Origin of the sequence: Agrobacterium sp. D14, assembly GCF_001526505.1 — a bacterium.
Taxonomy (GTDB): domain Bacteria; phylum Pseudomonadota; class Alphaproteobacteria; order Rhizobiales; family Rhizobiaceae; genus Agrobacterium; species Agrobacterium leguminum.
This window is the reverse complement of the sequence record NZ_ASXX01000052.1, coordinates 1-24,896: the sequence shown is the minus strand read 5'-3', so window position 1 is coordinate 24,896 and position 24,896 is coordinate 1. Positions and strand designations below refer to the sequence as shown.

Here is a 24,896-nt window from a genome sequence, read left to right as displayed (position 1 = left end):
ATATCATTCCATCGTTGGAATACACCAATCGCGCCTTTCCACGATAACCACCTTGGTAACCGATATCCGCAGGTCGAGCTATCGCGGGCGACGACAATTATCCAAGCCCGGAAGCCGGAAGTGGAAGATATTGCACGAGCCATCGCAAATCGCGGCGTGGTCTGGGGACGTGAGGTGATGGATATCGTTTCTAAGCCAAAGGGGATGGGATAGGGTGATTCACGCTGGCATGTAAAATTGCCGGGGAACTGAGCCGGTGTCACCTCTCAGTGCCAATCACTTCAGGACGCCATGAACCTGAGAAATAGCCCGGATCAGGACACAACAAGCGCCATATTTGACCACTCTCTCTACAGCGAAACTTACGCTCGGCCGGTTCAAAGAAAATAGTCTTATCTTCTACGATTTCTTCGCACTCTCCTCTTTTTACTTGCTCTTCGAGCCAAGCTAAAAATCGCTGATATTCGCTTAAGCTTCTGAAGGAGGAAATTTCTTCCCAGTCACAGTTTTTCATTGTTTTATCCAGTTGGGATTCAATGGGTTGATCGATCGATCGAAATAGATTTGATTACCGCCGCCGACGAGCGCCCTCTGTTGGGCCGCAACGCCCTCAAACAATTTCGTGCCTGGAGGCACCTCCATTTCGACTATTCGCGTCGCTTTATTACCCCAATTTTGATCGAGTGCACTATCGATAACAGATTGCAAAGGCCCCCTAGGCTTTGCCGTAGTCCAGTAACCGCCAGCGGGGTTTCCATCGTCACTGATCACGCGATAGAGGGTCGTGGGCTTGGTCGTCACCACTTCGTCATAGGTTCCGCTTCTAAACGTCTGCGCGATGTCATTTGGAAGCGGCCCTTTGTTTAAGGGATTATATTTTGCTATTACATCCTTGCTGATCGAATACTCGATCGCCTCTTTCGACAACCACTTGCCAGCAGTTGTTTCGTAGAGTCGCAAAGCTCCACTTGCGATGACCTTCCCGGTGAGTTTGGCGCCCGACGCGACGAATGCGGGGCTTGGTGTCAGAAGAAAAACTTCATCTGCAGTTTCGATTGCTCCCGGCTTGTCGCTGTAGAAGACTTTCCGGCGGACGTCGCTGAAGCTTGTCTCGAGGAAACCTGTAACATCTGCTGCACCGAGTTCCCCGTAGATGCCACCCGCGTTGGATGGTGTTGAATTCACCACGTCGTTCAGGACCTTGACGAGTGAGGTTTCACCGACCGTGTCATAGCAGAGCTCATAGATGAACATGGCGGCAGAGATCTTCGCCTTGGTCTTCTCGATCTCGAGCGACAGTGCAGCGGGATTGATCGTAAGGTCGCCGGAAAGCGCCTTGTCGAGCAGCCCTTGTAATTGAGGCACCAACGTTTCGAGTTCGGACTTCGCGTTGGAAACTGCAATCTCGGCCTGACGCATGCCCTCAGCATTCTGCGTCTGGAATTTTACTTCGCAACCGAAGCCATTGGTTTCGCAGCCTTCCCGTCTTATCAGCGGTTCGCCTGTAGAAAAATCAAGCTTTATACCGTTTGCAATTGCGGCCTTGATTTCAGCCGGGACCTTGCTCGCCGAACCATAGAAACCAACCGCGTCGTTCCAGACACGCTGGCTTGAGACGAATTGCTGGATCTCTGGGGCCTCGATAGCGCGTGCCGCTTCAGTCGGCGTTAGACCGTTGGCCAGCAGACGCCTATAGTAGTCGACGTTTTCCGGCCCTTCCGCAGCGATGGCTTCCGGAATGGCGGTGTTCATAGCCCGCTGATAGTTCTGGATCGCCTTGATGTTATCGCCGAACTCGATCAGATTCTGGACATCGAGTTCACCCGACAGCTTGGTATAGCTGTCCTTGGTGATTTCCTGATACTTCGAGGCATCCTTGTTGATAGAGGCGAGTAGCTGCTCGGCCGCCGCCTTGTCGGCCTCCGTTCCAGCAATGCCGTCCTTGTCCGCATCGCGGATGGTGACGTTCAATTCACCGGAGGCATCGAGCGTCGTGCGGGTCTCGCCCTGCTTGTCCTTCTTCTCATAGGAGAAGCCGACGGAGTTTAGCCCACCGCCGCTGATGCCGATAGACCCGCCAACGTTCTTGTACTGGTCGGTATCCTTCAGGTCGGCCACCGTCAGCGTGCCGGTATCGAGGCTGATATCGCCATCGGTCGCCTGAAGCAGCGCACCGACCAGCGTGGTGTCTTCGGCAACCTTGATGTCGATGCCCTGTGCCGCGACAATCCCCGAGCCGGAGGACCACGCCTTGAAGCCGTCCTCCTTCGAGCCGCGAACACTCCAGTCGGCCGGGTTGACGCCAACCGTCAGGCCGAAGGAAAAGCCGTCCCGCCAGCCCTGAGCCTGTGGCGAGAGGATGGTGAGATCGCGCCCGACATCGAGATCGACCGTCCTGCCGATAATGTTGCCGCCGAGAAGCGCCGTATCCCGGCCCGATGTCAGCGAGACATTACCGGCGGCGGTGATGGAGGCATTCGTCAGCGTTTCGTCATAGCCCTTCGACTTGCCGATATCGAAGCCGATCGAGGACAGGGAGAGCTGCAGGCCGAAGGAGGACGATTTGTCTTTTGCGTAATCGACAAGTGCGGCCATGAGGATATCGCGGCCGGCATCGATGGTGACATCGCCGCCGGAGACCATCTTCGTGCCCTGATCCAGAATGACGTCTAGCCCGGCCTTCATGACGATATCGCCGCCAGCCGTAAGCTCGGAAATCTGGCTCTCGCTCCAGCGCTGCTCGCTCTTCCAGACCGACAGGTTGATGCCAAAATTCTTGGCCGAGAAATTGCCGTTTTCGTCCGTGAACTGCGATAGTGGATTGAGGCGGTCGTTTAGTCCTTTGCCAACCGCCGCCCCACCGCCATCGATACCCAATTTGCCGAGTTCCGATGCTGGCTTCCCGAAAATGGAAGCACCGGTGGTCGCCAGATTGACAACAGCCAGCCCCGCCGCAAGTCCATTGTCGGCATTGGCAAGCGTTGCGAGTTTGGCGGTCAGCGGATTGATGCCGGCAAGGCCGGACAGGATCTGGCCGCCGGAGCCGCCCTTCAGTGCGGCGTCTATGCCGGCCGATCCGGGGAAGCTCAGCCCGACATAAAAACCCTTCTCCGTGAAATAAAGCGCATCCTGCGCCGCTTCCAGCCGGATCGTGTCATCGGTCTTCATCAGAAGGTCGTTGACGGCGGCGATCTTCACGCCCGTTCCGGTGATAGGACCCTTGGCATTGAGCGAGACATCATTGCCCGAAAGCCGGGTGACGGTCGTATCGACATCGTTCCACGCCTGCTTGACCGAGCCCCAGCCTAGCCCCTTGAAACCCCATTCCTTGTATCGGTTATGAACTTCCTCACTGACGACACCCATGTCGATTTTGCCGGTGGCGTCGATCGAGAGCTTGTCGAAGGCGCTGACCAGCGCGCCGTTCAGAAGAACATCGCCAGGAGCGGTTCCCTTCGCGCACAGGCTACCGCCGTCGCATACGCCGTAGCCGGCAAGGATCGAGACATCGCCAACCAGCGACTGGGCGCTGGCTTCTGCTGTAGTGATCTCGTTGCGCAGTACCGTGATGCCCGACAGGAAACCGCGCTTCTTGTAATCTTCAGCGACGAAACTGTCCTTCAGCGTCTCGAAGGTTACATCGCGCCCTGCCGCCAGCAGCATATCGGTGACGGAGCCGAGTGTACCGCCGCTATTGACGATATCCCGGTCGGCGATGACGGTCAGATCGCGTCCGGCCGTGATGGATGCAACATTATAATCGGTACGCAGGGTACCGCAGGCCTTGCCGACACAACCGTCCTGTGAATCGACGGTGCGGGTGTAGCGCTCTGTTTCGTTGATCAGCGAGCCGCCGATCTTCAGATCGATATCGCCTGCCGAGGCAAGTGTGCCGCCCCGATTCAAAAGATCGCCATCGGTCGCCATGAACAGCGTGCCGGCAGAGATGAGGCCGCTGTCGCCACGCCCACCGGCAAGTGCACGGTCACGCTCATCGAGATCGATCAGGCGCTGGTTAAGGATGGAGGAGGCGGAAATCGAGGCGAGCCCGGAGGCCACGATTGCGCCGCTGTTGTTGAGCTTGCCGTCAATATCGATCAGGAGATCGTCGGCAGCGATCAGGCCGGCGCCGCGCCCACCACGGAGCAGCTCGTCCTGCGAGGGCAGGTAAAGGCGCGGAACAAGCACCGGCTTGCCGTCGATGATGCGGGTTTCATGCCACACGATCGGCTTTTCGAGAGCAGCGCGCTGCGCCTCGGTCAAGGCCACGCCGTATTGCGCGCCAGTGCTCGCCGCGAATTCCGCCGCATTGCGGTAAAGCTGCTCCCGTTGCTCTTCCACAGAGAGGGAAGGATCGACGACCAGATGCGTACCAGCCTGCTGGCGGGCCGCCTCGGCGAGAGCCTTGGCTTCCGCGACAGGATCCGCATAGAAGGTGAGCGCCGCGCCATCTATGCGCGCCGAGCCGAGAAGGCGCGCAGCTTCGGTCGAGCCGGTAACGCGCACGAGGTTGCCGAAATCGGAGGCATTGACACTGTGCAGGTTCCGCGCTTCGAAAGCCCCGAGATCAAGGGGCGGAACCGAGACATCATCGAGCACGAAGTTGACGACACCCAATTGGCCTGCGGCGTTGCCAATAGCCGAACCGGCATTACCACTGATGCCAACAAGCGTCGTGCCGCTGTAATTGCCGAAGCTGGAACCATCGATACCGCCGGGCGTGCCAAGACCGTTTTGCAACTCACCTGCCTCAATGGAGACGAGGCTTCCGGAAAGCGTGCCGCGATTGGTGATCGCGGCGCCGCCATCGATCATCAAAGAGCCGCCCGACTTTATCACGGAGCCGACACCGACCGAGGCGGTTCCGACATATGTTTTCGTGGCGTTGCCGTAGGGCCCAGTCCCGACCTCGGCCATACGGCTGCCGATCATGATCACGTCGGGGATGTTGTTCGGATCGATACCGAGTGCGGCCAGATCAAGCAGACTTGCCGCGTCCGCGTATTCGATGACCTGGACGGCGCCTCCGTTGATGACGCCATCCTTGTATTTCTGTTTACCCGAATAGGTGATCGTCACCGGAGACTTGCCCTTGGAAATGACAATCATCCGGTTGCCGCCTTCAGCGCGTTCGGCAAGCGCCGGGTCCTTGAAAACGGCGGGGTTGAATTGTGCCACGAGCCATCGCGGATCGGCACCGACCGGCGCATGAAACTTGCCGGACCCGCTATCCATGAAACTGCGGACACCGCCCCATTGCACTCGATAGTGATCGACATTGCTGGTGACCATATCGTTGAGGATACGGTTCACGTCGATGGAGAGGTCCTTGACCGCGAGGATACGACCTTCGCGGTTTTCAAGGGCGTCGCCTGAAATCGCCATATTGGCGCCGGAGCGGATCGTGCCGGGCAATCGAACTCGAACAATCCCGGAGAACTCATCGCGCGTGGCGGTCATTGTCCCCCAGTACCGCGCGGGGCTGCTGGTGCGCTCGGTCGCATAGAGAATGCTGAGATCACCGAGCTGGTAATAGTCCTGCGCGCTGTCCGTCCCATCTAGGGCGGTATTGATCAGTGCCGTCGCCTTGATCTGCATATCGGCGCCGCTTTCGATACGGGCCGATGCGTTCGTCAGCGTTGACAGGACCTCGATTGCAAGATTGCCGCCAGCGAATATACGGCCGAGGCTGTTGTCGAGATTGCCGCGAACCTCGAGGATCATGTTGCCACTGGATTTGATTGCGGCATTGGTCCCGACATTGGCGAGCGACGCGGCCTGGGCTTTCAATCCCGCTCCGGCATGGATCAGCGCTTCGTTTGTCAGCAGGCCGCCAACCACAACGTTCAGTGTTCCGGGTGTCAGGATCGAACCGAGATTGTGCAGGTTTCCACTGACACTGGTCTCTATCGCACCGGCATCGATTTTACCTGTGGCGCCGTTGACAAGATTGCCTTTGACATCGAGACCAAGCTTGCCGGCAACGGTAAGCAACCCGGCATTCGTGAAGGACGAGCCAAGGATGAGGTCGAGATTGCGGGCCACCAGACGGGCAGACGAAGAACCGGGAATATAGCTGTAAGTCTGCAGACGCAGGTTTCCACCGGCCTCGATTGATCCGCTGTTACCAAGGCTCGCGGTCGCTGAAAGCAGGGCACCGTTGGCCGAAACGATCTGGCCGAGATTGGAGAGATTTCCGGAGAGGTTTACGGTCAGTTCGCCAACGGGTACGAGGCCATTTTCTGTCTGGCGTGTCGAACCGGCATAGATACGCCCCGTCTGCTGGTTATCAAGCATCTGGGCCGAAACTGAAAGTCCCTCGCTACCTTGCAGAAGACCGGAGTTCGACAAGGTAGTGTCTGCCGAAAGCGTTAGCACGCGATTGGAAGCGATTGAACCTGCATTGTTGGCGATACCGCGCGAGGCGAGAACGGTTATGTCGCCGTTGCTGGCTATACTTGACCCGGAACCACTGTTGATCAGATCGGCTACAGTCAGTTCCAGATCGCCGGCGGCATGGATAGAACCGCTATTGGCAAGAAGGCCGGAAACGGTGGCACTCAGCGTCGTCTCGGAAACGAGTTTGCCGAGATTGACGAGATCACCAACGACCTTCGTCTCGATCACCTTGGCGACGATTTCGCCGCTTGCCTCATTTCGCGCACCCTGCGCCGCGTGCAGAGTCAGCGCTCCAGGCGTGGCGATCAGACCAGCATTGCGTAAAGAACCTGAAAGGATGATGTTTGCGTTCGCCGCTACCAATTCCGCCGCAGGAGAATTGGAAACGTAGGAAACGGCTTCAAGGCGCAGCGTGGATGACCTCGCCTGGACGACACCGTCGTTGAGGACACTTCCCGCAGTGACAATGCCGAGCGTGTCTCCACTGACCATCTGACCAAGATTGGTCAGGTCTCCAGAAACCAGCTTGATATCTATCCGTCCCGCATGGATCTTGCCGGTTTCGAGATTGGTCAGTGCTGAGGCTGTAACTCCAAGGTTAGACCGTCCGAGCAGCAGGCCGGCATTAGTGAGAGAGCCGGATGCGGCGATTTCGAAGCTTCCATTGGCCTGGAGAGTGCCGAACAGGTTGGCGAGGTGACCGGACGTGATCGAAAGATTTCCATGTGTTCCGATCAATGCTGTTGCGCCAGAGTTGAGGATATCAGCCGCCACGAGAGTGAGGTCTGCATTGGAGCTGATCGTACCGGTGTTCGTGATCTCGCCACCCGCGCGGATATCGACGGTCTCGAGTGCGCTAATCGCTCCGTTGTTGCGGAGCTCGCTTCCGAGGATCAGCACTGCCATCCGGGCAGCCAATTGGGCCCCCTGCGAGTTGGCGATATAATTTACGGCATCGAGTTCAAGTTCACCTGCTGCGGTGATCTTTCCATCGTTTGTTATGCTTCCGTCAGAAAGAAGCGTAAGCGTCGTTTCGGAGAGGAGGCTTCCCAGATTGGTGAGATTGCCTTCGGTCGTTATCCTGAGCGTCCCGGCCTTGATGACACCCGTTGCATCAACGATAGCCTGCTGAGCGTTGATCGCGAGCTGGCCGCTTGAAAGGAGTACGCCGGCATTCCTGAAGTTGCGGACATCGAACAGGTGGTCGCCCGTCGTGAACTTGCCGGTATTCGAAATAGCCAGGTCCCGGAAAGCCATGAAAAGCTTGGAATATTCCCCAGTATCGATCCGGGTGCCGATGGTCAGCTCTTCGGCTGCGTTGATAAATACCTTGGAGGTCTTTTTGAACTGGGTGCCATCACCGATCTCGACATTGGTTGCCGTGATCGAACCCTGGTTTTCCGGTTCGAACCAGGTCGATGTCAGCGTCACATCCTTCGCCCTGATGTCGATGTTCGGCGCAACAAGGGTCGCTGTGTCGGTGGCAAGTTTGTCTGTCGCACGCAGGTTCATATTGCCGACGCTGGCGATAATGCCGGACAGAGAAGCATTACCGCCGGTTTCCACCGTCATCACACCGCCGGATTTGAGGACGGCAGCGGAAACAATGTCGGCACTCGCGACGATGGAAAGGCCGCGCCCGCCCTCTACGGTCGCCGTATCGAGGAGAGAAACATCGCGGGCGGTGATGGAGATTTCTCCCTGGGCCGCGAGATCGCGCGCAATCTGAAGCGCGCCTGCTGCACGAAGGTCGGCGTTGCCCGCCACACCGCCTGACACCATCCGGATATCACCAGCGGAGACAAGCGAAAGTGCGCCCGGCAGGAGCGCGCCATTGGCGTCGAGCATACCAAGAGCCTGTATATTGCCAGCCAGCGAAATTCCTGTGCTCAGATCGCTGGAAAGGGCCGCAATCGATGCCGCGCGTACAACGCCTGCCGCGCTCAAAACGATCCCCTGGCCCGCTGCATCGCCGGCGATGGCCGTCGTTTTGCCCGTTGAACCATCCGTGCGATTGGAGCCGGCCTTGAGGTCGATACGACCCCGCGCATCGATCAGGCCATCGATCCGGATCGACTTTGCATCAAGCCGGATCTCGTCCGGCGACTGGCCGCCCGCGGCCGAAACGCCGGCACCGGAAATGGTGATGTCACCAGACCTGGTTTCCAGTCCCACCGTGCCCGCATTGTAGTCGATAAGCGGTGTCCCGGTCGTCAGCGTCGCGCGGCCGGTGTTGATAAATCCGCATCCCATGCAATCGATGCCATTAGGATTGGCCACGATCACGTCGGCCTTTGAACCAAAAACCTCGGTCACGCCATTGAGGTTGGAACGTCTGCTGCCTGTCACTTCGTTGACGATGATCTTGGCGGAGCCGCCACCGACCAGATTGGGGTTGGATTCAACCTTGCCGCCGATGATGGAGGTTCCGCCAAGCCCGGAATTGTTCAGGATCAGCCCGCGCGTATCGATATTGTACTCGCGTAATTTGTTGTGACTGACGCCGCCGCTCGAAGGCTTGACGATGTTCAGCGTCGGCGTTCCGTTGCCCGAAGACGTTACATTTGGACGAAACTCAATTGGCGCGGTCGGATCTGTGATGACCTGCGCGCTGGCGGGTGCAAATGAACCGGCGATCGTCGTCAGCACAAGGCTGACCGACGTCACCAATGCGGTCGCTTTTTTGACCAGCTTGCCCGGTCTGGACTTGCGGATCAGCGCTTTGACCATCATCGTTTTCATTCGGATACTCCCACCAGCAATGGCAATTGAGTTCATATTCGGGTAGACGCAAACTGCGCCGTCAGCAGTTCTTTATGAGGACGGTCCAGATATATTGCGTGGTCCATCCCGGATGGCGGTAAACCGGGCGAGATGTTTCGCTCATGTCGGCGATGGTCGCCCCCGGTCGGCATTTTTCGAGGACAGCCTTTTTGCAGGATTGCTCCGTCGGGGTGACGATCGAATTGGTGCATGTCGCCGACATGATCTTTTCGCCGTTCAGTGTCGCGACCGGCTGCGGATCGGTGGGCCGGCAGCCGGCAGCCAGGGCCAGCGAGAGGAAAACGGGAAGGAAACGCGTCATCTTCCAACAAGCCATTATTTTATTCCTTGCGACTGCCGTGCGTGCCGGAAGGCGATAGCTGCCTCAAGGAACGCGCGCGAACGCGACACTTCACCGGCAATCCCCTCGTCAAAACCACGGATCAGCAATTTGCGATAGATATCCGAAGCGTCCGGGTCGTTTTTCACCGAGACTGGCAACGCTGCCTTCTGCGCGCGACCGTAGGCCGCGACATCCCGCAGATTGTCGAAGAAGCCCGTATATTGGTTTCTGACCGCCGGACTGTAGCCGACAAGGGTGCCGTTGCGCCTGAAATAGGCGCAATCGTCGTTTTCAGGCGGCATCTGCCGGCGAGCGATTGTCAATCGATTTGCCTCATCGATCATCGTGCAAAACGCCTGTGCGTTGCGCAGATTCGCTTGTTCGATTTTTTCCCGCCTGGCTGCCTGTTCAGCAGATGGAGCAGCCCCCTGACATCCGACAAGTCCAATCAGGCTGAATGCGATCAAAGCCTTACCGACAAATGTAACGCGCATGGCTTACCTCGCGCCCGATGCCAGATATTGCCGACCGCGACCCGTCGCAACGGCCGCGTGAGAGAAAGCTCTACTGTCCGCGACTGCGGCAACCTCGGCCTCCTTGAACCCGCGAAGAATCATCTTCCGATAAACGATTGCTCCATCCTCGGATTTCAGATGGGCTGGTATTTGCGCTTTCTTTGCGCGTTCCTCGTTGGTCGCCTTTTCCGCCGCTTGGGCGAGTGCAACGACGCCGCCAATCGGCACGGGGATCCCGTTGAAGGCAAAATTCGGTAAAGGCGTCGGGCGGCCGTCGAAACCCACAAGAGTATTGTTCCTGCGCATATAGGCGCAGTCGGGTGCATGTAGTGGCTTCTCGTCCACCTTGGTCCTGCGCTGATTGAGCAAATCCACCAGTCCGCAATCCGCCTTGGCGACTCGATCATTCTCGCGATTATATTCGTCCTGTTTCGCCTGTTGCTCCGGAGAAAGCGGCTTCGCCGTCTGGCAACCCGCCAACAAAAGTGCAGCCCCCGCCGCGATAAAAATCGTCACGATCTTCATGGTCCCTCTCGAAATTCAATGTGATTGATCAATTTGCTTCCGCGGCCTGAGCCGGTTTCCAGTTGCGGGCACGCGCCTGCGCATCCTCGATCTCTGTCGGTGTCATGCTCGCCGTCAGGCGCTCGAGAGCGGCACGCGCGCCGGGATGTCCGCGTTCATTGGCGAGATTGTAATAGAGGTGGGCACGGATCGGATCGGCAGCCACACCTTCACCCTTTTCCAACATCTCGGCGAAGCCGTAGAGCGAGACCGGGTTTCCGAGCGACGCGCCCTGTTCGAACAGTTTCACCGCCCTGGCGAGGTCCTGTTCGGTTCCGGTTCCGGTTCGAAGAAGTGCGGCCTCCATGTTGCGCGCGCCGGTGTGGCCATGTTGCGAGGCCTTCTCGTAATAACCGAAGGCAATTGCGGCATCCTTGGCGCGACCGAGACCATCGAGAGCAAGACCTGCGCAATTGAACTGGGCTTCCGGGTTGCCGAGATCGGCGGCCTTGCAGATCAGTTCAGCCGCGGCAGCAAAATCCTGGCGAACATTTTCGCCGCGAAGATGCATGAGCCCCAGCCGGTTCATCGCCGCAGCCGAACCCTTTTCCGCCGCAGCAATATAGAGGGCCCGTGCTTTCACCGCGTCCGGTGTAAACCCCACACCGAGCTCGACCATGCGCGCCAGATGAAAGCCGGCTTCTCCATCGCCCTTGTCAAAACCGTTGGCAAAAGCCTTTGCCGCATTGGAAAAATCCTTCTTTTCCAGAAGCGCCTTGCCATCTTCAAGAGGGCCAGCCGCTGTGGGATGGGCTAAACCCAAAGCGCTCATGAGGGCGATAACTGCCAGAGAGGTGAGGGCCGGTCGGCGGCATGATGTGTTGCGCATGGATTGAACTCCGTGATCGGGATTTTCCGGGTCATGCCCGGGAGCAATGTCGTCTTTTTTCGGCGCCGTGAGTTTGGGCGTCACGGCGAACAGGAATGGTGATTTCCGGTGAATTCGGCCTGCCATCATCTACCCACCATCCCCGGGAAGAGCCCGATGGAGTCGAGGCCGAACGGGTATTCTTCGCCTGCCGTTTCCTTGAAGGTTTCGATGCCTGAGAGGGCAAAGACACCATCTCGCGCCCGCAGCGTGCCCGCAGTCACCTGAACAGGACGGAAGGCATTGATCGTGATACTGCCCTGGGGCGCCTCAAAAACGCCGCCCTGATCACCGGTCCCGATCCACGCGGTCGATCCACCCCAGAAATTGTAGAGGCCGGTTGGACGCTGAACGACGGTCGGGATCGAGCCCCCCTCCAGCACCACGGAGGGAGCACGCGCGTTGATGCTGCCGTAACTGACGATCTGGCCATATCTGTTCAGGATTGAGGATGAGGCACGCAATTCGATATTGCCGTTGGCATTGATGGCGCCACCCGCAACATTTGTCGTGGACGAGCCATAACCGATGCAGGTCAACCTGCATCGATTGACGAACTGCAGGGAGCCGGACAGCCCACCTTCATTAAGAATGCTTGTCCCGTCAATCAGCACAGATCCCGTATTGGCATTGATCGAGCTGCCGCGGTTGACGACGTTTCCACCGGCCTTCATCGCGACACTGTCACCGATGATATATGCCTGCTGGCCCGGCACCCGTTGTTGACCATAATCCAGGCTGATGGTTTCGATCGTTTCGCGCGATTGCCAGAGTGTGTACCAGAGCCGCTTGCCGTCGTCCTTCTGGTAGTGCCAGACACCTTCGCCGTTAAGGACCTCGGCGATATTGAGGATGTCTCCACCAGCCTCGACAATGGCCTTGTTATTCGAGAGCAGCCTGCCAGTATTATTAATGATCGTGCCTTCGGCGCGGACATCGAGATCACCCTTCGCACCGAATACGATTGCGAGCTGATCGGCATTCTCGGTTAGAAGCGCGATATCACCCGCAGCCTTGAGTGTAGCGGCACCTTTGGAGTCTGCATTCGCTCCGTCGCGGCCGCTGCCGCTCATCAAAACACCGGTATTTGTGATGTCACCCGTTCCGGCAAGAAGCGTCAATGCGCCGTTGATGGCTTCGATTTTGCTTTGAGGCTGACCGGCCATTGAGCGGGCCTCTATCGAGCCTGCGTTAATGTGGACATTGTTCTTCGCTTCAATTGATCCGCTCGTCGTGACCTTGCCGGATGCATCGATCACGAAATCGCCGAATGCCGCGAGCCCGTTGCCCGCGTGGCTGACACCTGCGCCATTGCTGGTGGCGCGGATGCGGACCGTATTGGCCTTCAGCGTTCCGCGCGAGGTTATTTCAATGGCGACAGAATTGTCGTTGCTTCCCTCGTCTGTCATCCGTCCCCAGTTCTCGAGATCGGAGTTCGGCACGATCGCTGAATCGTATTCGACGGAACTGCCGCCGGCGGTCAGTTCTATAGACGAGCGCAATTGGGGGGAGCTGTTTTCGACAGGGCCGTCGACGCGGATGCGGCCTGCCAACAAATGCAGGGTAGACATCGCGCCGGAAAGGCCTCCCGCGCCGATATCGATCGTGCCGCCCTCTGTCTTGAGCACCACATTATCCTGAAAGGAGCCGGATGTGATCTGCCGGCTCACGACAGACGCCTTACCGGTGGAAAGCACGACACCTCCGGTATTGCGGAAGCTTGCGCCGTCGACCGAAATGCCGTTCGGATTCGCAATGATGACATGGGCTCGGGCACCCAGCACATCCAGCGGACCATTAAGGTTCGAGATGCGGGAGGATGTCACCTCGTTCAGGATTGTGCGTGCGTTGACTGTCCGGTTGTCGAGATTAACACCGAGAGAGTTGACGGAAAATTCCGTGTAGGTGTTGTGGCTGATGGCGGATGTCGGGTTGCCGACTGGCGCGATCTGAACGTTCGTAGCGCCGCTGGTGGCGTCGATACTGGTGGTCGTATTGCTGCCTCCGTCCGGAATGACCTGCGCGAAGGCGGGCAACGCAACGCCGCACAGCAGCAAGGATAGGCTAGCTGCGAGGGAATGCTTCATGTTTGCCAACTGCAACGTGCTTCTCATCTGGAGATAGGCTCCCCTGTCTTGCTCGTCAGCCCTGTCAATTTGCACGGGTCGGCCAGTTCAGCCTTGCCGACGATCCACAGGTAATCGTAGAGCCTGCGCTCCTCGTCGGTGATATTTTCACCTTCGGCGAAAGCGCCAACGGTCAGAACCGACGCGTCTGCCCGGGCAAGGGCCTGATAAAGAGAGCGATCCTTGCGGCTGTGACCCCGGCCGACCTGCAGCAGAACACCATGCTTCAACATCCCGGCCTGCTCAGCGGCATCGGCCATGGAAATATCGCGGCGGATCTGATGGTTGGCGTTCTGCGCGGCCTGCCGGTCCGAGATCAGGCCGCAATGCGCTGCCATCATTGCTTTCGTCCAGCTTTCGCGGACAGCGGTTTCGGCTGCACCGAGCCGTTTGCGGATCGCCTTTTTCTCGCCTGGTGTCAGTTCGCTCGTGCGTCCATCTTTTTCCGCCAGATCGCCGCCACGTAACGGAATGCGAAGGCTGAATGCGCGCTCAACGAGCGGCAACCAGTTGTCGAAGGCTGGCCAGCCTCGCGTCCACCATTTAAGTTCTGCGCCCAGCCCGGCCGGTGTTTCCGGATGGTTTTTGCGATAGAGGGCAATTGCCGCATCGTCATCGCGCGAGAGCATTTCCATCACGACGGTTACGGGACGATCATCCTTTGCCATAGCCGACAGCACACAGGACGACGCAACCGCCTGTTCCCGGACGCCATGCCGTTCGCCAAAGAGCAGGTAATCCACCTTGCCGACGCGACCGGCGAGGTCGGCAAAGGAGATCGGGCGGCGGCTGGACACTTCTTCAATCCTGCCCGTGCAGTCCTTGAACTCGCCGGGTGCCGCCAATCCTTGTCCGGCCATTGATAGCCAGCCTGCCGCCATCAGTCCGGCAAGCAGCACGTGGCGAGCTATCCCTGCGCATATCTTCCTGCCTGTTCTCATGGTGTTGCCGCATCCAGCGCGTCGATACCGGCGCTGATCCCGTTGAGTGAAACCTTGAGCGGAATGGTGGTTGCCTTGGTGTCCTTGAGAGCGACCGTCAGAACGTTTCCCTTGCGCAACGCGCCGAGCAGCGAGCCGTTGAGAGCAAAGCCGGCGTGGCATCCGGAGACATTGCAGGTCTCGAAGATAACGCGCTGTGTCTGCCCGCCATCGATCTTCAACTCCAGACCTGCCGGCAGATAGACGTTCAGCGGCGTCGAAATGATCGCGACACGTTGTTTTCCCTGCCTCGCAATGTTGAACAGAAAGACGACATCCTTCCCGCCGTTGACGGCCTGCGCCTGCTGGAGACGGCATGCCGCGCTTTCCGCTTTCGGAGTGGCGGTATCCGCCTGCGGCCTGCAGACCAGTTCCCAGTCGCCATAACGCCTGGGCTCTACGACTGCTTCTGCCGTAACCCCGGAAGTCTCTTCCCGGACAGCGGGAGCCTTGCCGTCATCCGTATTTGCTTTCGCCGCAGGAGCGATCAGCAGCAATCCAACGGCAACAAACGTCGCCATGCCAATTCCGGAGACCGATGAGACCCGCCAGCGGCGCAGCCCGAACGTGAGGCAATTATCGCCAGCATCTCTTGAGGGAGGATCGAACAAAAACGGCATGGCTCAAAAAACCTTCAAACGCAGTGTCATGAACAACTCGCCCTTTTCCTCGCTCACGCGCCGGCTTCGGCTGTCTTCAGCAACCCGCCAGGCGTAGCCGACGTCGAAAGAAAGCCGCGGGCCGCCATATCGCAGGCCCACACCACTGCCGACCCGATAGCCGGTGACTTCATTGGCAACGTCGCGGCCGAGCCCGGCGTCGAGAAAGAGATAAGGGTTGAGACGGGAGAGGGTCGTTCGCGCCCATTCCGACGATGGGGCGGGTATTTGCACTGGGCTCTGGCTGTCCGGCTGCGGGCCTGATCCGGCTTTCCCCAAAAGCAAATCGACCGGCATCGCGAAGGCGACCTCGTTGCGCCACACCGCGCCCCGGTCAGCCTTGAAGCTTCCATTGGAAAATCCGCGCACCGAACTGCGCGAGCCGATCGTCATCTGGTCGTCGGAATAAAGCGCGGTTGCCGCCCATTGTGTGGACAGGCTGGACGAAACGGAGGCGCGCCCGGGAAAGACATAAGACCCTGAAAGGGATGCATCCAGCTTTGTGAACTGGCTGTGGGGCGTGGAGTCGTCGATATCGTCGGCATCTTCGCGCGCATTGAAGATGGACAGCCCCTGGCTGGCACCGATCCGGGCCGACACGTTGGCGCGTTCGAAAAAGCGGCTGTAAGTCAGACCTGCCTGAAGCGGAGAAACGCGCTGATCCATCAGCGCAACGCCGTTGATGTAGCGGTTCTGTTCGCGATGCGCGACCGTGAAATCGGCGACGAGCCGCTCTGTGCGTGATGAATGAACGATCCAGTCGGCACCTGCGCTAACGTTCCAGGTCGTCATGAACAACTCGGAAAGCGGGCCGAGGTCGATCATGTTTTCGGACCAGTCGCCCTTCAACCTCATTGTAGCGCGTCCCACGGGAACAGCGAAATCGCCGCTTAGCTCATTAGTCTCGACGCCGCTCTTAAGCGTCAGCCCCCACATGTCGTTAATGCCGATGAGATTATCTTTCTCCGCCGTGATCCCGAAGCGAAGCTTATCCACACCTTCAATTGATTCCGTGTCGTAACCGCCGTAGAGCCTGAACGCGTCATTGATGCGGTTCGTGATCTGCACATCGGAGGTCGCCGGCCTTTTGCCCGGAACAAGCTCTGCCTTTGCCTTGTTCGAAGGAACCCTGTTGAGGCTATCGAGTGTGTCCTGCAGGCGATCGACATGTAGGACATCGTCTTTGGCAATTGTGCCAGTCATCGCGATCCGGGCGGGCGGCGGCAGCAAGGTCAGGCGTTCGAGATCGTCATCAAGGCCCTCCCACCAGGCATCTGCCTGCTGCACGAACTCGGAAATGGACGTGGATCGTGCGACGTTGCCACTTAATTCGGCCATGCGGGGAAAGAACGCCTTATAAGGCTGCTGCTCCTCCTTGTAGACGACCGCATCGATCCGCCCGGGCACAACGCGCAGGACCAGCGTTCTGCTGGCGGCAATGTCCTGCTCCGGCAACCAGGCCTGCGTCGTGGCAAAACCCCTGTCGGCAAAAAGACCATTCACCGCCTTGAGCAATCCGCCGACGCTTTCATTGCTCTGGCAGGACAATGCGAAGGGTCTTGTCACGTCCTCCACAGCTTCGTTGCCAATGAGTTCGTGGCCGCCTTCGATACGGATCGTGTCCACGGGAAAACATGGTGAAGCACCGGACGTCGCATTATCAGATGTAGGACCCGCAAATGTCTGGATCGTCAGGGCAGGCTCCTGCGATGCGGCGACACCTGGATCTGCCTGACCGGCGTTTGCCTCTACCGATGATCGTTTGTTGAGATCATCCCGTGACCATGTCGGTCGTGGAGCAAAGCAAAGAGCTGCGCAGAGAACGACGACCAAGTTTCGCAACGCGGGTGAGGTCAGCGCGATACCGCCGATCACCTTCCCGTCGAAACCACTTGCTGTAGATGATTTGGTAGCTGCCGGAACGACGAATCGCGCTCTGGCCAGATATCTGGTCATCAATAAACTTCAACCCCATGTTGCCCAATGTGACGCATTAATCAATAGAGGGTGTTTTGCAAGACAACTCTGGCGCGCTTAGCCGAATAATCAGAATTGCGTTACCAATTTGCATCAGTTATGCGTTGGATTTCACTGAGATCGAAGCTCGCACGGTGCTGGCCAGAGTGTATCTAAGGGTCGATACTTCACGTCAAAATTATATTTAAGTGTTTGCCATTGCTGGTTTTATTTTTCCGTCCGAAGTTAAGCAGGCAGCCGGTTGCAAGCAGTTGAATTGGTCGCAGGATAAGGTGCAAAAAGTCATATGTGATTGTTTGTGATCTGCCCTGAATGTCGGGCATGGGCACCAAACTCGGTGAATCCGGGACAGATTTTTTGATTTGCCCGGCCAGTAAGGGCGAAGATGAACGACCTTTACGTGTGTTTTCTAGGCGGTGATGGGGAAGGGACTGTAGACTCGCGGGTCTGTCCCTATTTTCGCTGAAGCCGGAAAGCGGCAGGCGCTCGGGGCCCAGAAATCCACCTCTCCAGCCGGAGATCGGGTAGTTTCCCCCTGACAAACAGGTAACTCCCTTAATCCGAAACAGCCACCGTCTCCCGAAAACCTGCAGGGAGACTCGTATGTCCATTCAAGACACCCCGAACATCATCAGAATCAATGGAGCGGTAAAGGAATATAACCGGTGGTGGGCCGTCTCCACCCTAAACGAACGGCGTTCAGTTTGGCCCGGGCTATACCGCACGACGACATCATCGAAGCCCTTTGGGCCATCGGTCTCGTACGAGACCTCGACGACATGCGGGGTCTGCGGATTGCGAAGGCCTGAAGCATGTATCCAGAAGAACCGAGCCTGATAGTCGTGCCCGTCCCAACTTGCAATCACTGCATCTGCCATAATCCAACACCGGGCCTGTCTAGTTTATTCCTGTTTTGTTCCTTAAGGTATTTTCCGGGCACCTTTCAGCACCCGGAAACAGTAGAATGTGGTTTGGCCAGTTTTAGCTTCCAAAATGGCCAAATCTAACGCCTTTTGGCCAATACTTAGATCGGTTTCTCATCAGATATCCAGATTATCCGCGAATGCCGCCCGTTCCTGAATGAAACGGAAGCGGGCATCTGCCTTGGTTCCCATCAGATTGTCGACGGCCTCGCGGGTGCCTTCGAAATCCACATCGTCGATCTCGACACGCAGCAGGGTGCGTTTTTCGGGATCCATGGTGGTTTCCTTCAGTTGCTGGGCCATCATTTCACCTAGGCCTTTGAAGCGGCCGATTTCGACCTTCTTGCCCTTGAAGACGGTTTCCATCAGCTCGGCACGATGGGCGTCGTCGCGGGCATAGGCGCTCTTGGCACCCTGACGGATGACATAAAGCGGCGGCACTGCCAGATAGAGATGGCTGCCGCGAATGAGTTCCGGCATTTCCTGATAGAAGAAGGTGATGAGCAGCGAGGCGATATGGGCGCCATCGACATCGGCATCGGTCATGATGATGATGCGCTCATATCGCAGGTCTTCTTCGCGGTATTTGGTACGGGTGCCGCAGCCGAGCGCCTGGATGAGATCGGCGATCTGCTGGTTGGCGGAGAGCTTTTCGCGGCTGGCGCTGCCGACGTTGAGGATCTTGCCGCGCAGCGGCAGAATGGCCTGATTGGCGCGGTTGCGCGCCTGCTTGGCCGAGCCGCCCGCCGAGTCGCCCTCGACGATGAAAAGCTCAGCGCCTTCGGCGGTGTTCTGGGCGCAATCCGCCAGCTTGCCGGGCAGGCGCAGCTTGCGGACGGCGGTCTTGCGGTTGACTTCCTTTTCCTTGCGGCGGCGCAGGCGCTCTTCGGCGCGCTCGATCACCCAGTCGAGCAGCTTTGCCGCTTCGCCCGGATTGCCGGCAAGATAATGGTCGAAGGGATCGCGAAGCGCGTTTTCGACGATGCGCTGGGCCTCGACGGTGGCGAGCTTGTCCTTGGTCTGGCCGACGAATTCAGGCTCGCGGATGAAGACGGAGAGCATGCCGGCGGCCGAGATCATCACGTCATCGGTGGTGATGTCCTTGGCGCGCTTGTTCTGCGTCAGATCCGCGTAATTCTTCAGGCCCTTGGTGAGCGCGATACGCAGGCCCGCCTCATGCGTGCCGCCTTCGGGCGTGGGAATGGTGTTGCAATAGGAATGGATCTGCGTGTCGCCGCCATACCAGGTGACAGCCCATTCGAGCGCACCGTGGCCGCCGGTTTTTTCCGTGCGGCCCGAGAAAATCTCGCGGGTGACGGTGAATTCCTTGCCGAGCGTGGCGGCGAGATAATCCTTCAGACCGCCGGGGAAATGGAACACGGCCTTTTCGGGGATTTCGCCGCCGGCCGGCACCATACCGGGATCGCAGCTCCAGCGGATTTCGACGCCGCCGAAGAGATAGGCCTTGGACCGGGCCATGCGGAAGATGCGGGCCGGTTCGAACTTCGCGTGGTCGCCGAAGATTTGCGGATCGGGATGGAAACGCACGCGGGTGCCGCGGCGATTGTGCACGTCGCCCAGCTCTTCCAGCGGACCGATTGGCAGGCCGCGTGAGAAACGCTGGCGGTAAAGCTTGCGGTTACGGGCCACTTCCACTTCAAGAAGATCGGACAGCGCATTGACCACGGAAACGCCGACGCCGTGCAGGCCGCCCGATGTCTCATAGGCCTTGCCATCGAACTTGCCGCCGGCATGCAGCTTGGTCATGATGACTTCGAGCGTCGACTTGCCCGGCACCTGCGGGTGGTTTTCCACCGGAATGCCACGGCCATTGTCGGTGACTGTCAGGAAACCTTCGGCATCGAGGTGAACCTCGATGAAATTGGCGTGGCCGGCGACGGCCTCGTCCATGGAGTTGTCGATGACTTCGGCAAAGAGATGGTGCAGCGCCTTTTCATCGGTGCCGCCAATATACATGCCGGGACGCATGCGCACCGGCTCCAGCCCTTCGAGCACGCGGATCGAGGAGGCGCCGTAGTCGTCACCGGATGGAGACACGGGCGCGGGCGGCGTCACGGCCGCAACGGCTGCGGGTTTCGGCTGCACATTCGCGTTGGCGGGCACGTTGGCGGCCGCGGTCACCGGCGTCTTTGCGGTGTCCTCGTTCGTTTCCGTATCGCTGTTTCGTGCTGCCGGAAGACCGGAGAAGAGATCGTTGCTGTCGTCCATCATGTCCAAAGTTCAAAAGCGTGTGTCAGAATTTCGCCATGCGAATCATTATGCCAGTAGCGTCAATCATAACGCCAAACGCGGTTCCCGTCCGATTTGAAGTGGGCCCGTCTGGCAGATGCGGCGCATCCTATGCCACGATTGTGTCAGGGTTTCGCAACAGGAGGATTGCGCTGGCGAGGTTGCAATGGCAAGTCTCGCAGCCACGAATGAACGGTTAGCCAAGGCATGTCCACAGCTCATTTCACGTTTTGTACTCTTTTCAGCCTGACTGTTGCGGCCATGCCGGTTGCAGCCTTCGCCTCCGACGGGCCGCTGCGGCCGTTCAAGGATGAGCTGTTTTCCGCCCAGACGGTGCTTTCCACGGCCGATGGCGGCGCTTCGGAAGTCGTCGACTATCAGGAGATGCGCGATATCAACGGCCGCGACGAGGTGCCCGAGCGGCGGGTGAAACGGCAATATGTCGATATGACGCCGAAGAAGGCGCAGGCACTGGAAACAATGTCCGTCGAGGGCAGGGCGCTTGACGTGGGCCGCGTTGGGCCGGCGAGCGGGCAGGCCTTCACGGTCATCTTCATCCATGGACGCGGCGGCGACCGGCGGCTCGGCATGAACGACTACACCTTCGGCGGCAATTTCAACCGGCTGAAAAATCTGGCCGTCGCCAATGGCGGTACCTATTATGCGCCGAGCGTGCGCTCCTTCGATGAGAACGGCGTTGCCGATATCGCGGCGCTGATTGCCGATGCGGCCAAAAAATCGGGCGGCAGGCCTGTCGTGCTGACCTGCGCCTCAATGGGCAGTTTCATCTGCTACGGCATCAGCCGCGACAAGGCGGCCGTCGCCAATCTCAAGGGCATGGCGATCCTCGGCGGGGCGGTCGATCCGGATTTTCCGAAAAGCGTCTTTGCCAAGGCGAAGAAGCCCGTCTGGTTCACCCATGGCAGCGCCGACAAGGTCTATTCGGCGGATCAGCAGGCAACGATCTTCCGCTCCTTGCTGAAGGCCGGCGAGCCGGCGCGGTTCACGCGGTATGAGACCGGTAGCCACGGCACACCGGTGCGCATGACCGACTGGCGGGCGGTTTTGAACTGGATTTTGAGCCGCTGAGGCGTCTATTTGGGTCGGTAACGGCAATTTTTTAGAAATTGCCCATCGTTTTGAACCTTTGGGCCGCTTTTTTGTACCATTTGCTGCCGGCTGAGGTTAAAGGAATATCCCGGGATTTCCGGCAGTGTTTCTGTCGCGATTATGGGCCGTTACACGGCTGTGGGAAGGGGTGCCGCCAGAGGCGGACACGAGACAAAGGGAATGGGATACGCATGACGCCGAATGTTCGACCGCTTGTTGCCGGAAACTGGAAGATGAACGGCACCCGTGCCTCGCTCGATCAGATCAAGGCCATGGCAGAGGGCGTCAAGGGCGCGCTGTCAGAAAAGGTGGATGCGCTGATCTGCCCGCCCTCGACATTGCTCTACGTCGCAACGGCGCTGTGCGATGACAGCCCGCTGATGATCGGCGCGCAGGACTGCCACCAGAACGCCTCCGGCGCGCATACCGGCGATATTTCCGCCGAGATGATCGCCGACTGCTTCGGCACCCATGTCATCGTCGGCCATTCGGAGCGCCGCACCGACCATGCCGAGACCGATCATCTGGTGCGCGCCAAGGCCGTTGCCGCCCATCAGGCCGATCTCATCGCCATCGTCTGCATCGGCGAGACGGCGGATGAGCGCAAGGCGGGCCAGACGCTCGATATTCTGAAGCGTCAGCTTGCCGGCTCCCTGCCGGATGCGGCGACGGCGGAAAACACCGTCATCGCCTATGAGCCGGTCTGGGCGATCGGCACGGGCCTGACGCCGACCGTGGACGATGTGCGCGAGGCCCATGCCTTCATGCGCGACGAACTCGTCAAGCGCTTCGGTGGTGCCGGCAAGACCATGCGTATCCTTTATGGCGGCTCGGTAAAGCCCGCCAATGCGCTGGAACTGATGGGCGTCGACAACGTCGACGGCGCGCTGATCGGCGGCGCGAGCTTGAAAGCCTCGGACTTCCTGTCCATCTATGCGGCATACGAGCAACTGACGGCTTGATCCGAGCTTTCCTGCGAGTGGAGCGGGAAAGGGGCTTGGAATAAGCCGTCGCCTCATGTAAAGAGCCGCAAAACCTTCTTTATGGTGCTCCGCGCGGGGCATGGAATGGATTGTCATGCAGACCGTTTTGATTGTTATTCACCTCATGATCGTGCTGGCGCTTGTCGGCGTGGTCCTGATCCAGCGTTCCGAAGGCGGCGGCCTCGGTATCGGCGGCGGTTCGGGCTTCATGTCCGCGCGCGGAACGGCCAATGCGCTGACGCGCACCACGGCGATCCTTGCCGCGCTGTTCTTCGCGACTTCGCTCGGCCTCGGTCTCCTGACGCGCTACGAATCGCGCCCGACCGACATTCTGAACCGTATTCCGGCCACGCAGGGCCAGGGTAACGGCATTCTCGATACGCTCGGCCCGGCGACGACGCCTTCGACGCCCGCTCCGGCTCCGGCTGAAAATGGCGTTCCGACCAATAATGGCGCTGCCGCTCCGGCGCAGACCACCCCGGCTCCGGCCGCTTCCGGCACGGCCGCTCCGGCCCCGGCGCAGCCCGCCGATCCGAACGCAGTTCCGACCGGTCAATAAGCCCGGTTCTGATTTAACGCTCCGGCAGGCCAAAAGCCTGCCGGTTTTCTTTTGTTCGCATTCCGGCCAGTTGAACTGTGAATTCGTCAACAGCGAATTTGCAACAGCATGAAATTTGGGCTGGCGGAATCAGAGGTAAAAAGGTATCCGGTGAATCCCATGGCGCGATATGTATTCATCACAGGCGGCGTGGTCTCCTCTCTAGGCAAGGGCATCGCCGCGGCAGCACTCGGAGCTTTGTTGCAATCCCGTGGTTATCGGGTGCGGCTTCGTAAACTCGACCCCTATCTGAACGTCGATCCCGGCACCATGAGCCCGACACAGCACGGCGAAGTGTTCGTGACGGATGACGGTGCCGAGACGGACCTCGACCTTGGCCACTACGAGCGCTTCACGGGGCGTTCGGCCACCAAGACCGACAACATCACCACCGGTCGCATCTACAAGAACATCATCGACAAGGAACGGCGCGGCGACTATCTCGGCGCAACCGTTCAGGTCATTCCGCATGTCACCAACGAGATCAAGGATTTCGTGATCGAGGGCAATGACGATTACGACTTCGTCATCTGCGAGATCGGCGGCACGGTGGGTGACATCGAGGCGATGCCGTTCATGGAAGCGATCCGTCAGCTCGGCAACGACCTGCCGCGCGGCACGGCGATCTATCTTCACCTGACGCTGATGCCTTACATTCCGGCAGCCGGCGAGCTGAAAACCAAGCCGACCCAGCATTCCGTGAAGGAATTGCAGGCGCTCGGCATTCACCCCGACATTCTGCTCGTGCGTGCCGACCGGGAAATCCCGGAAGCGGAGCGCCGCAAGCTTTCGCTGTTCTGCAATGTGCGTCCGTCCGCCGTCATCCAGGCGCTGGATGTGGCGAATATCTATGACGTTCCGATTGCCTACCACAAGGAAGGCCTCGATTCGGAAGTGCTGGCCGCTTTCGGCATCGAGCCGGCGCCGAAGCCGCGTCTGGAGCCGTGGGAAGAGGTCTGCAACCGCATTCGCACGCCGGAAGGCGAAGTGACGATTGCGATCGTCGGCAAATATACCGGCCTCAAGGATGCCTATAAGTCGCTGATCGAGGCGCTGCATCACGGTGGCTTCGCCAACCGCGTCAAGGTCAAGCTGGAATGGATCGAGTCGGAAGTCTTCGAAAAGGAAGACCCGACCCCCTATCTCGAAAAGGTCAACGGCATTCTGGTGCCGGGCGGCTTCGGCGAGCGCGGTTCGGAAGGCAAGATCATGGCGGCGCAGTTCGCGCGTGAGCGCAACGTGCCCTATTTCGGCATCTGCTTCGGCATGCAGATGGCGGTCGTGGAAGCGGCCCGTCACCTTGCCGGCATCGAAAATGCCTCTTCGACCGAATTCGGTCCGACTTCCGAGCCGGTCGTTGGCCTCATGACCGAATGGGTCAAGGGCAACGAGCTGGAGAAGCGTTCCTCCAAGGGCGATCTCGGCGGCACGATGCGTCTCGGCGCCTACAAGGCGGCGCTGAAGAAAGACACCAAGATCGCCGAAATCTACGGCACCACGGATATTTCCGAGCGCCACCGTCACCGCTATGAGGTGAATGTGGATTACAAGGACCGGCTGGAAGAATGCGGCCTGGTCTTCTCGGGCATGTCGCCGGATGGTGTCCTGCCGGAAACGGTAGAATATCCCGACCATCCATGGTTCATCGGCGTTCAGTACCACCCGGAACTGAAGAGCCGTCCGCTTGATCCGCATCCGCTTTTCGCCAGCTTCATTGAAGCGGCGGTGGAGCAGAGCCGGCTGGTTTGACGGTTTGAATGAGATGAAGAGGGCCGCGACAGCGGCCCTTTTTTATTGATGCGCTCTCCGTCGTCATGCTCGGGCTTGTGTGGAGGATT

General features: G+C 58.9%; 15 protein-coding genes. 4 read left to right on the top strand and 11 right to left on the bottom strand.

Annotated features, from left to right (window positions below; genetic code table 11):
* Positions 1-259: 259 nt before the first annotated feature.
* The 11 genes from L901_RS27210 to parE all read right to left on the bottom strand — a co-directional run bounded on the left by L901_RS27210 (position 260) and on the right by parE (position 20,349).
* Complete coding sequence (locus tag L901_RS27210) at positions 260-514, bottom strand: hypothetical protein (protein WP_142779267.1); 255 nt, start codon at positions 512-514, stop codon at positions 260-262.
* Entirely contained in the window at positions 511-9,141 is an 8,631-nt protein-coding gene (locus L901_RS21320; RefSeq protein ID WP_245289679.1) for a hemagglutinin repeat-containing protein, read from the bottom strand. The genes L901_RS27210 and L901_RS21320 overlap by 4 nt, the downstream gene beginning before the upstream one ends.
* A 61-nt stretch (positions 9,142-9,202) precedes the next feature.
* Positions 9,203-9,499: a hypothetical protein gene (locus L901_RS27765; RefSeq protein ID WP_245289678.1), complete on the bottom strand. Its 297-nt coding sequence runs from the start codon at positions 9,497-9,499 to the stop codon at positions 9,203-9,205.
* Complete coding sequence (locus L901_RS27205; protein WP_147401504.1) at positions 9,499-9,999, bottom strand: hypothetical protein; 501 nt, start codon at positions 9,997-9,999, stop codon at positions 9,499-9,501. The genes L901_RS27765 and L901_RS27205 overlap by 1 nt, the downstream gene beginning before the upstream one ends.
* Positions 10,000-10,002: 3 nt before the next feature.
* Entirely contained in the window at positions 10,003-10,545 is a 543-nt protein-coding gene (locus L901_RS21305) for a hypothetical protein (RefSeq protein ID WP_059760107.1), read from the bottom strand.
* 28 nt (positions 10,546-10,573) lie between these two features.
* Entirely contained in the window at positions 10,574-11,413 is an 840-nt protein-coding gene (locus L901_RS21300; RefSeq protein ID WP_245289677.1) for a tetratricopeptide repeat protein, read from the bottom strand.
* A gap of 125 nt (positions 11,414-11,538) precedes the next feature.
* The gene (locus tag L901_RS21295; protein WP_245289676.1) at positions 11,539-13,566 is read right to left on the bottom strand and encodes a filamentous hemagglutinin N-terminal domain-containing protein; all 2,028 of its coding nucleotides are present in this window, start codon (positions 13,564-13,566) and stop codon (positions 11,539-11,541) included.
* A complete protein-coding gene (locus L901_RS21290) occupies positions 13,563-14,477 on the bottom strand; it encodes a ChaN family lipoprotein (RefSeq protein ID WP_245289675.1) in 915 nt (304 codons plus the stop codon). Before L901_RS21290 ends, L901_RS21295 begins: the two co-directional genes overlap by 4 nt.
* Positions 14,478-14,515: 38 nt before the next feature.
* Positions 14,516-15,079, bottom strand: a complete 564-nt coding sequence (locus tag L901_RS21285; RefSeq protein WP_059760103.1) for an invasion associated locus B family protein — start codon at positions 15,077-15,079, stop codon at positions 14,516-14,518.
* Between the two features lie 102 nt (positions 15,080-15,181).
* On the bottom strand, positions 15,182-17,173 hold the full coding sequence (locus L901_RS21280; RefSeq protein WP_245289674.1) for a ShlB/FhaC/HecB family hemolysin secretion/activation protein: 1,992 nt from the start codon (positions 17,171-17,173) through the stop codon (positions 15,182-15,184).
* Between the two features lie 1,061 nt (positions 17,174-18,234).
* Complete coding sequence (gene parE / locus L901_RS21270) at positions 18,235-20,349, bottom strand: DNA topoisomerase IV subunit B (protein WP_059760100.1); 2,115 nt, start codon at positions 20,347-20,349, stop codon at positions 18,235-18,237.
* Between the two features lie 225 nt (positions 20,350-20,574).
* Here parE and L901_RS21265 point away from each other — a divergent pair, with 225 nt between their 5' ends.
* The 4 genes from L901_RS21265 to L901_RS21250 all read left to right on the top strand — a co-directional run bounded on the left by L901_RS21265 (position 20,575) and on the right by L901_RS21250 (position 24,807).
* A complete protein-coding gene (locus tag L901_RS21265) occupies positions 20,575-21,456 on the top strand; it encodes an alpha/beta fold hydrolase (RefSeq protein ID WP_059760098.1) in 882 nt (293 codons plus the stop codon).
* Between the two features lie 212 nt (positions 21,457-21,668).
* Complete coding sequence (gene tpiA / locus L901_RS21260) at positions 21,669-22,439, top strand: triose-phosphate isomerase (RefSeq protein ID WP_059760096.1); 771 nt, start codon at positions 21,669-21,671, stop codon at positions 22,437-22,439.
* A 115-nt stretch (positions 22,440-22,554) separates the two neighbouring features.
* On the top strand, positions 22,555-23,019 hold the full coding sequence (gene secG, locus L901_RS21255) for a preprotein translocase subunit SecG (RefSeq protein WP_059760449.1): 465 nt from the start codon (positions 22,555-22,557) through the stop codon (positions 23,017-23,019).
* Between the two features lie 159 nt (positions 23,020-23,178).
* Positions 23,179-24,807: a CTP synthase gene (locus tag L901_RS21250; RefSeq protein WP_059760448.1), complete on the top strand. Its 1,629-nt coding sequence runs from the start codon at positions 23,179-23,181 to the stop codon at positions 24,805-24,807.
* Positions 24,808-24,896: the final 89 nt, after the last annotated feature.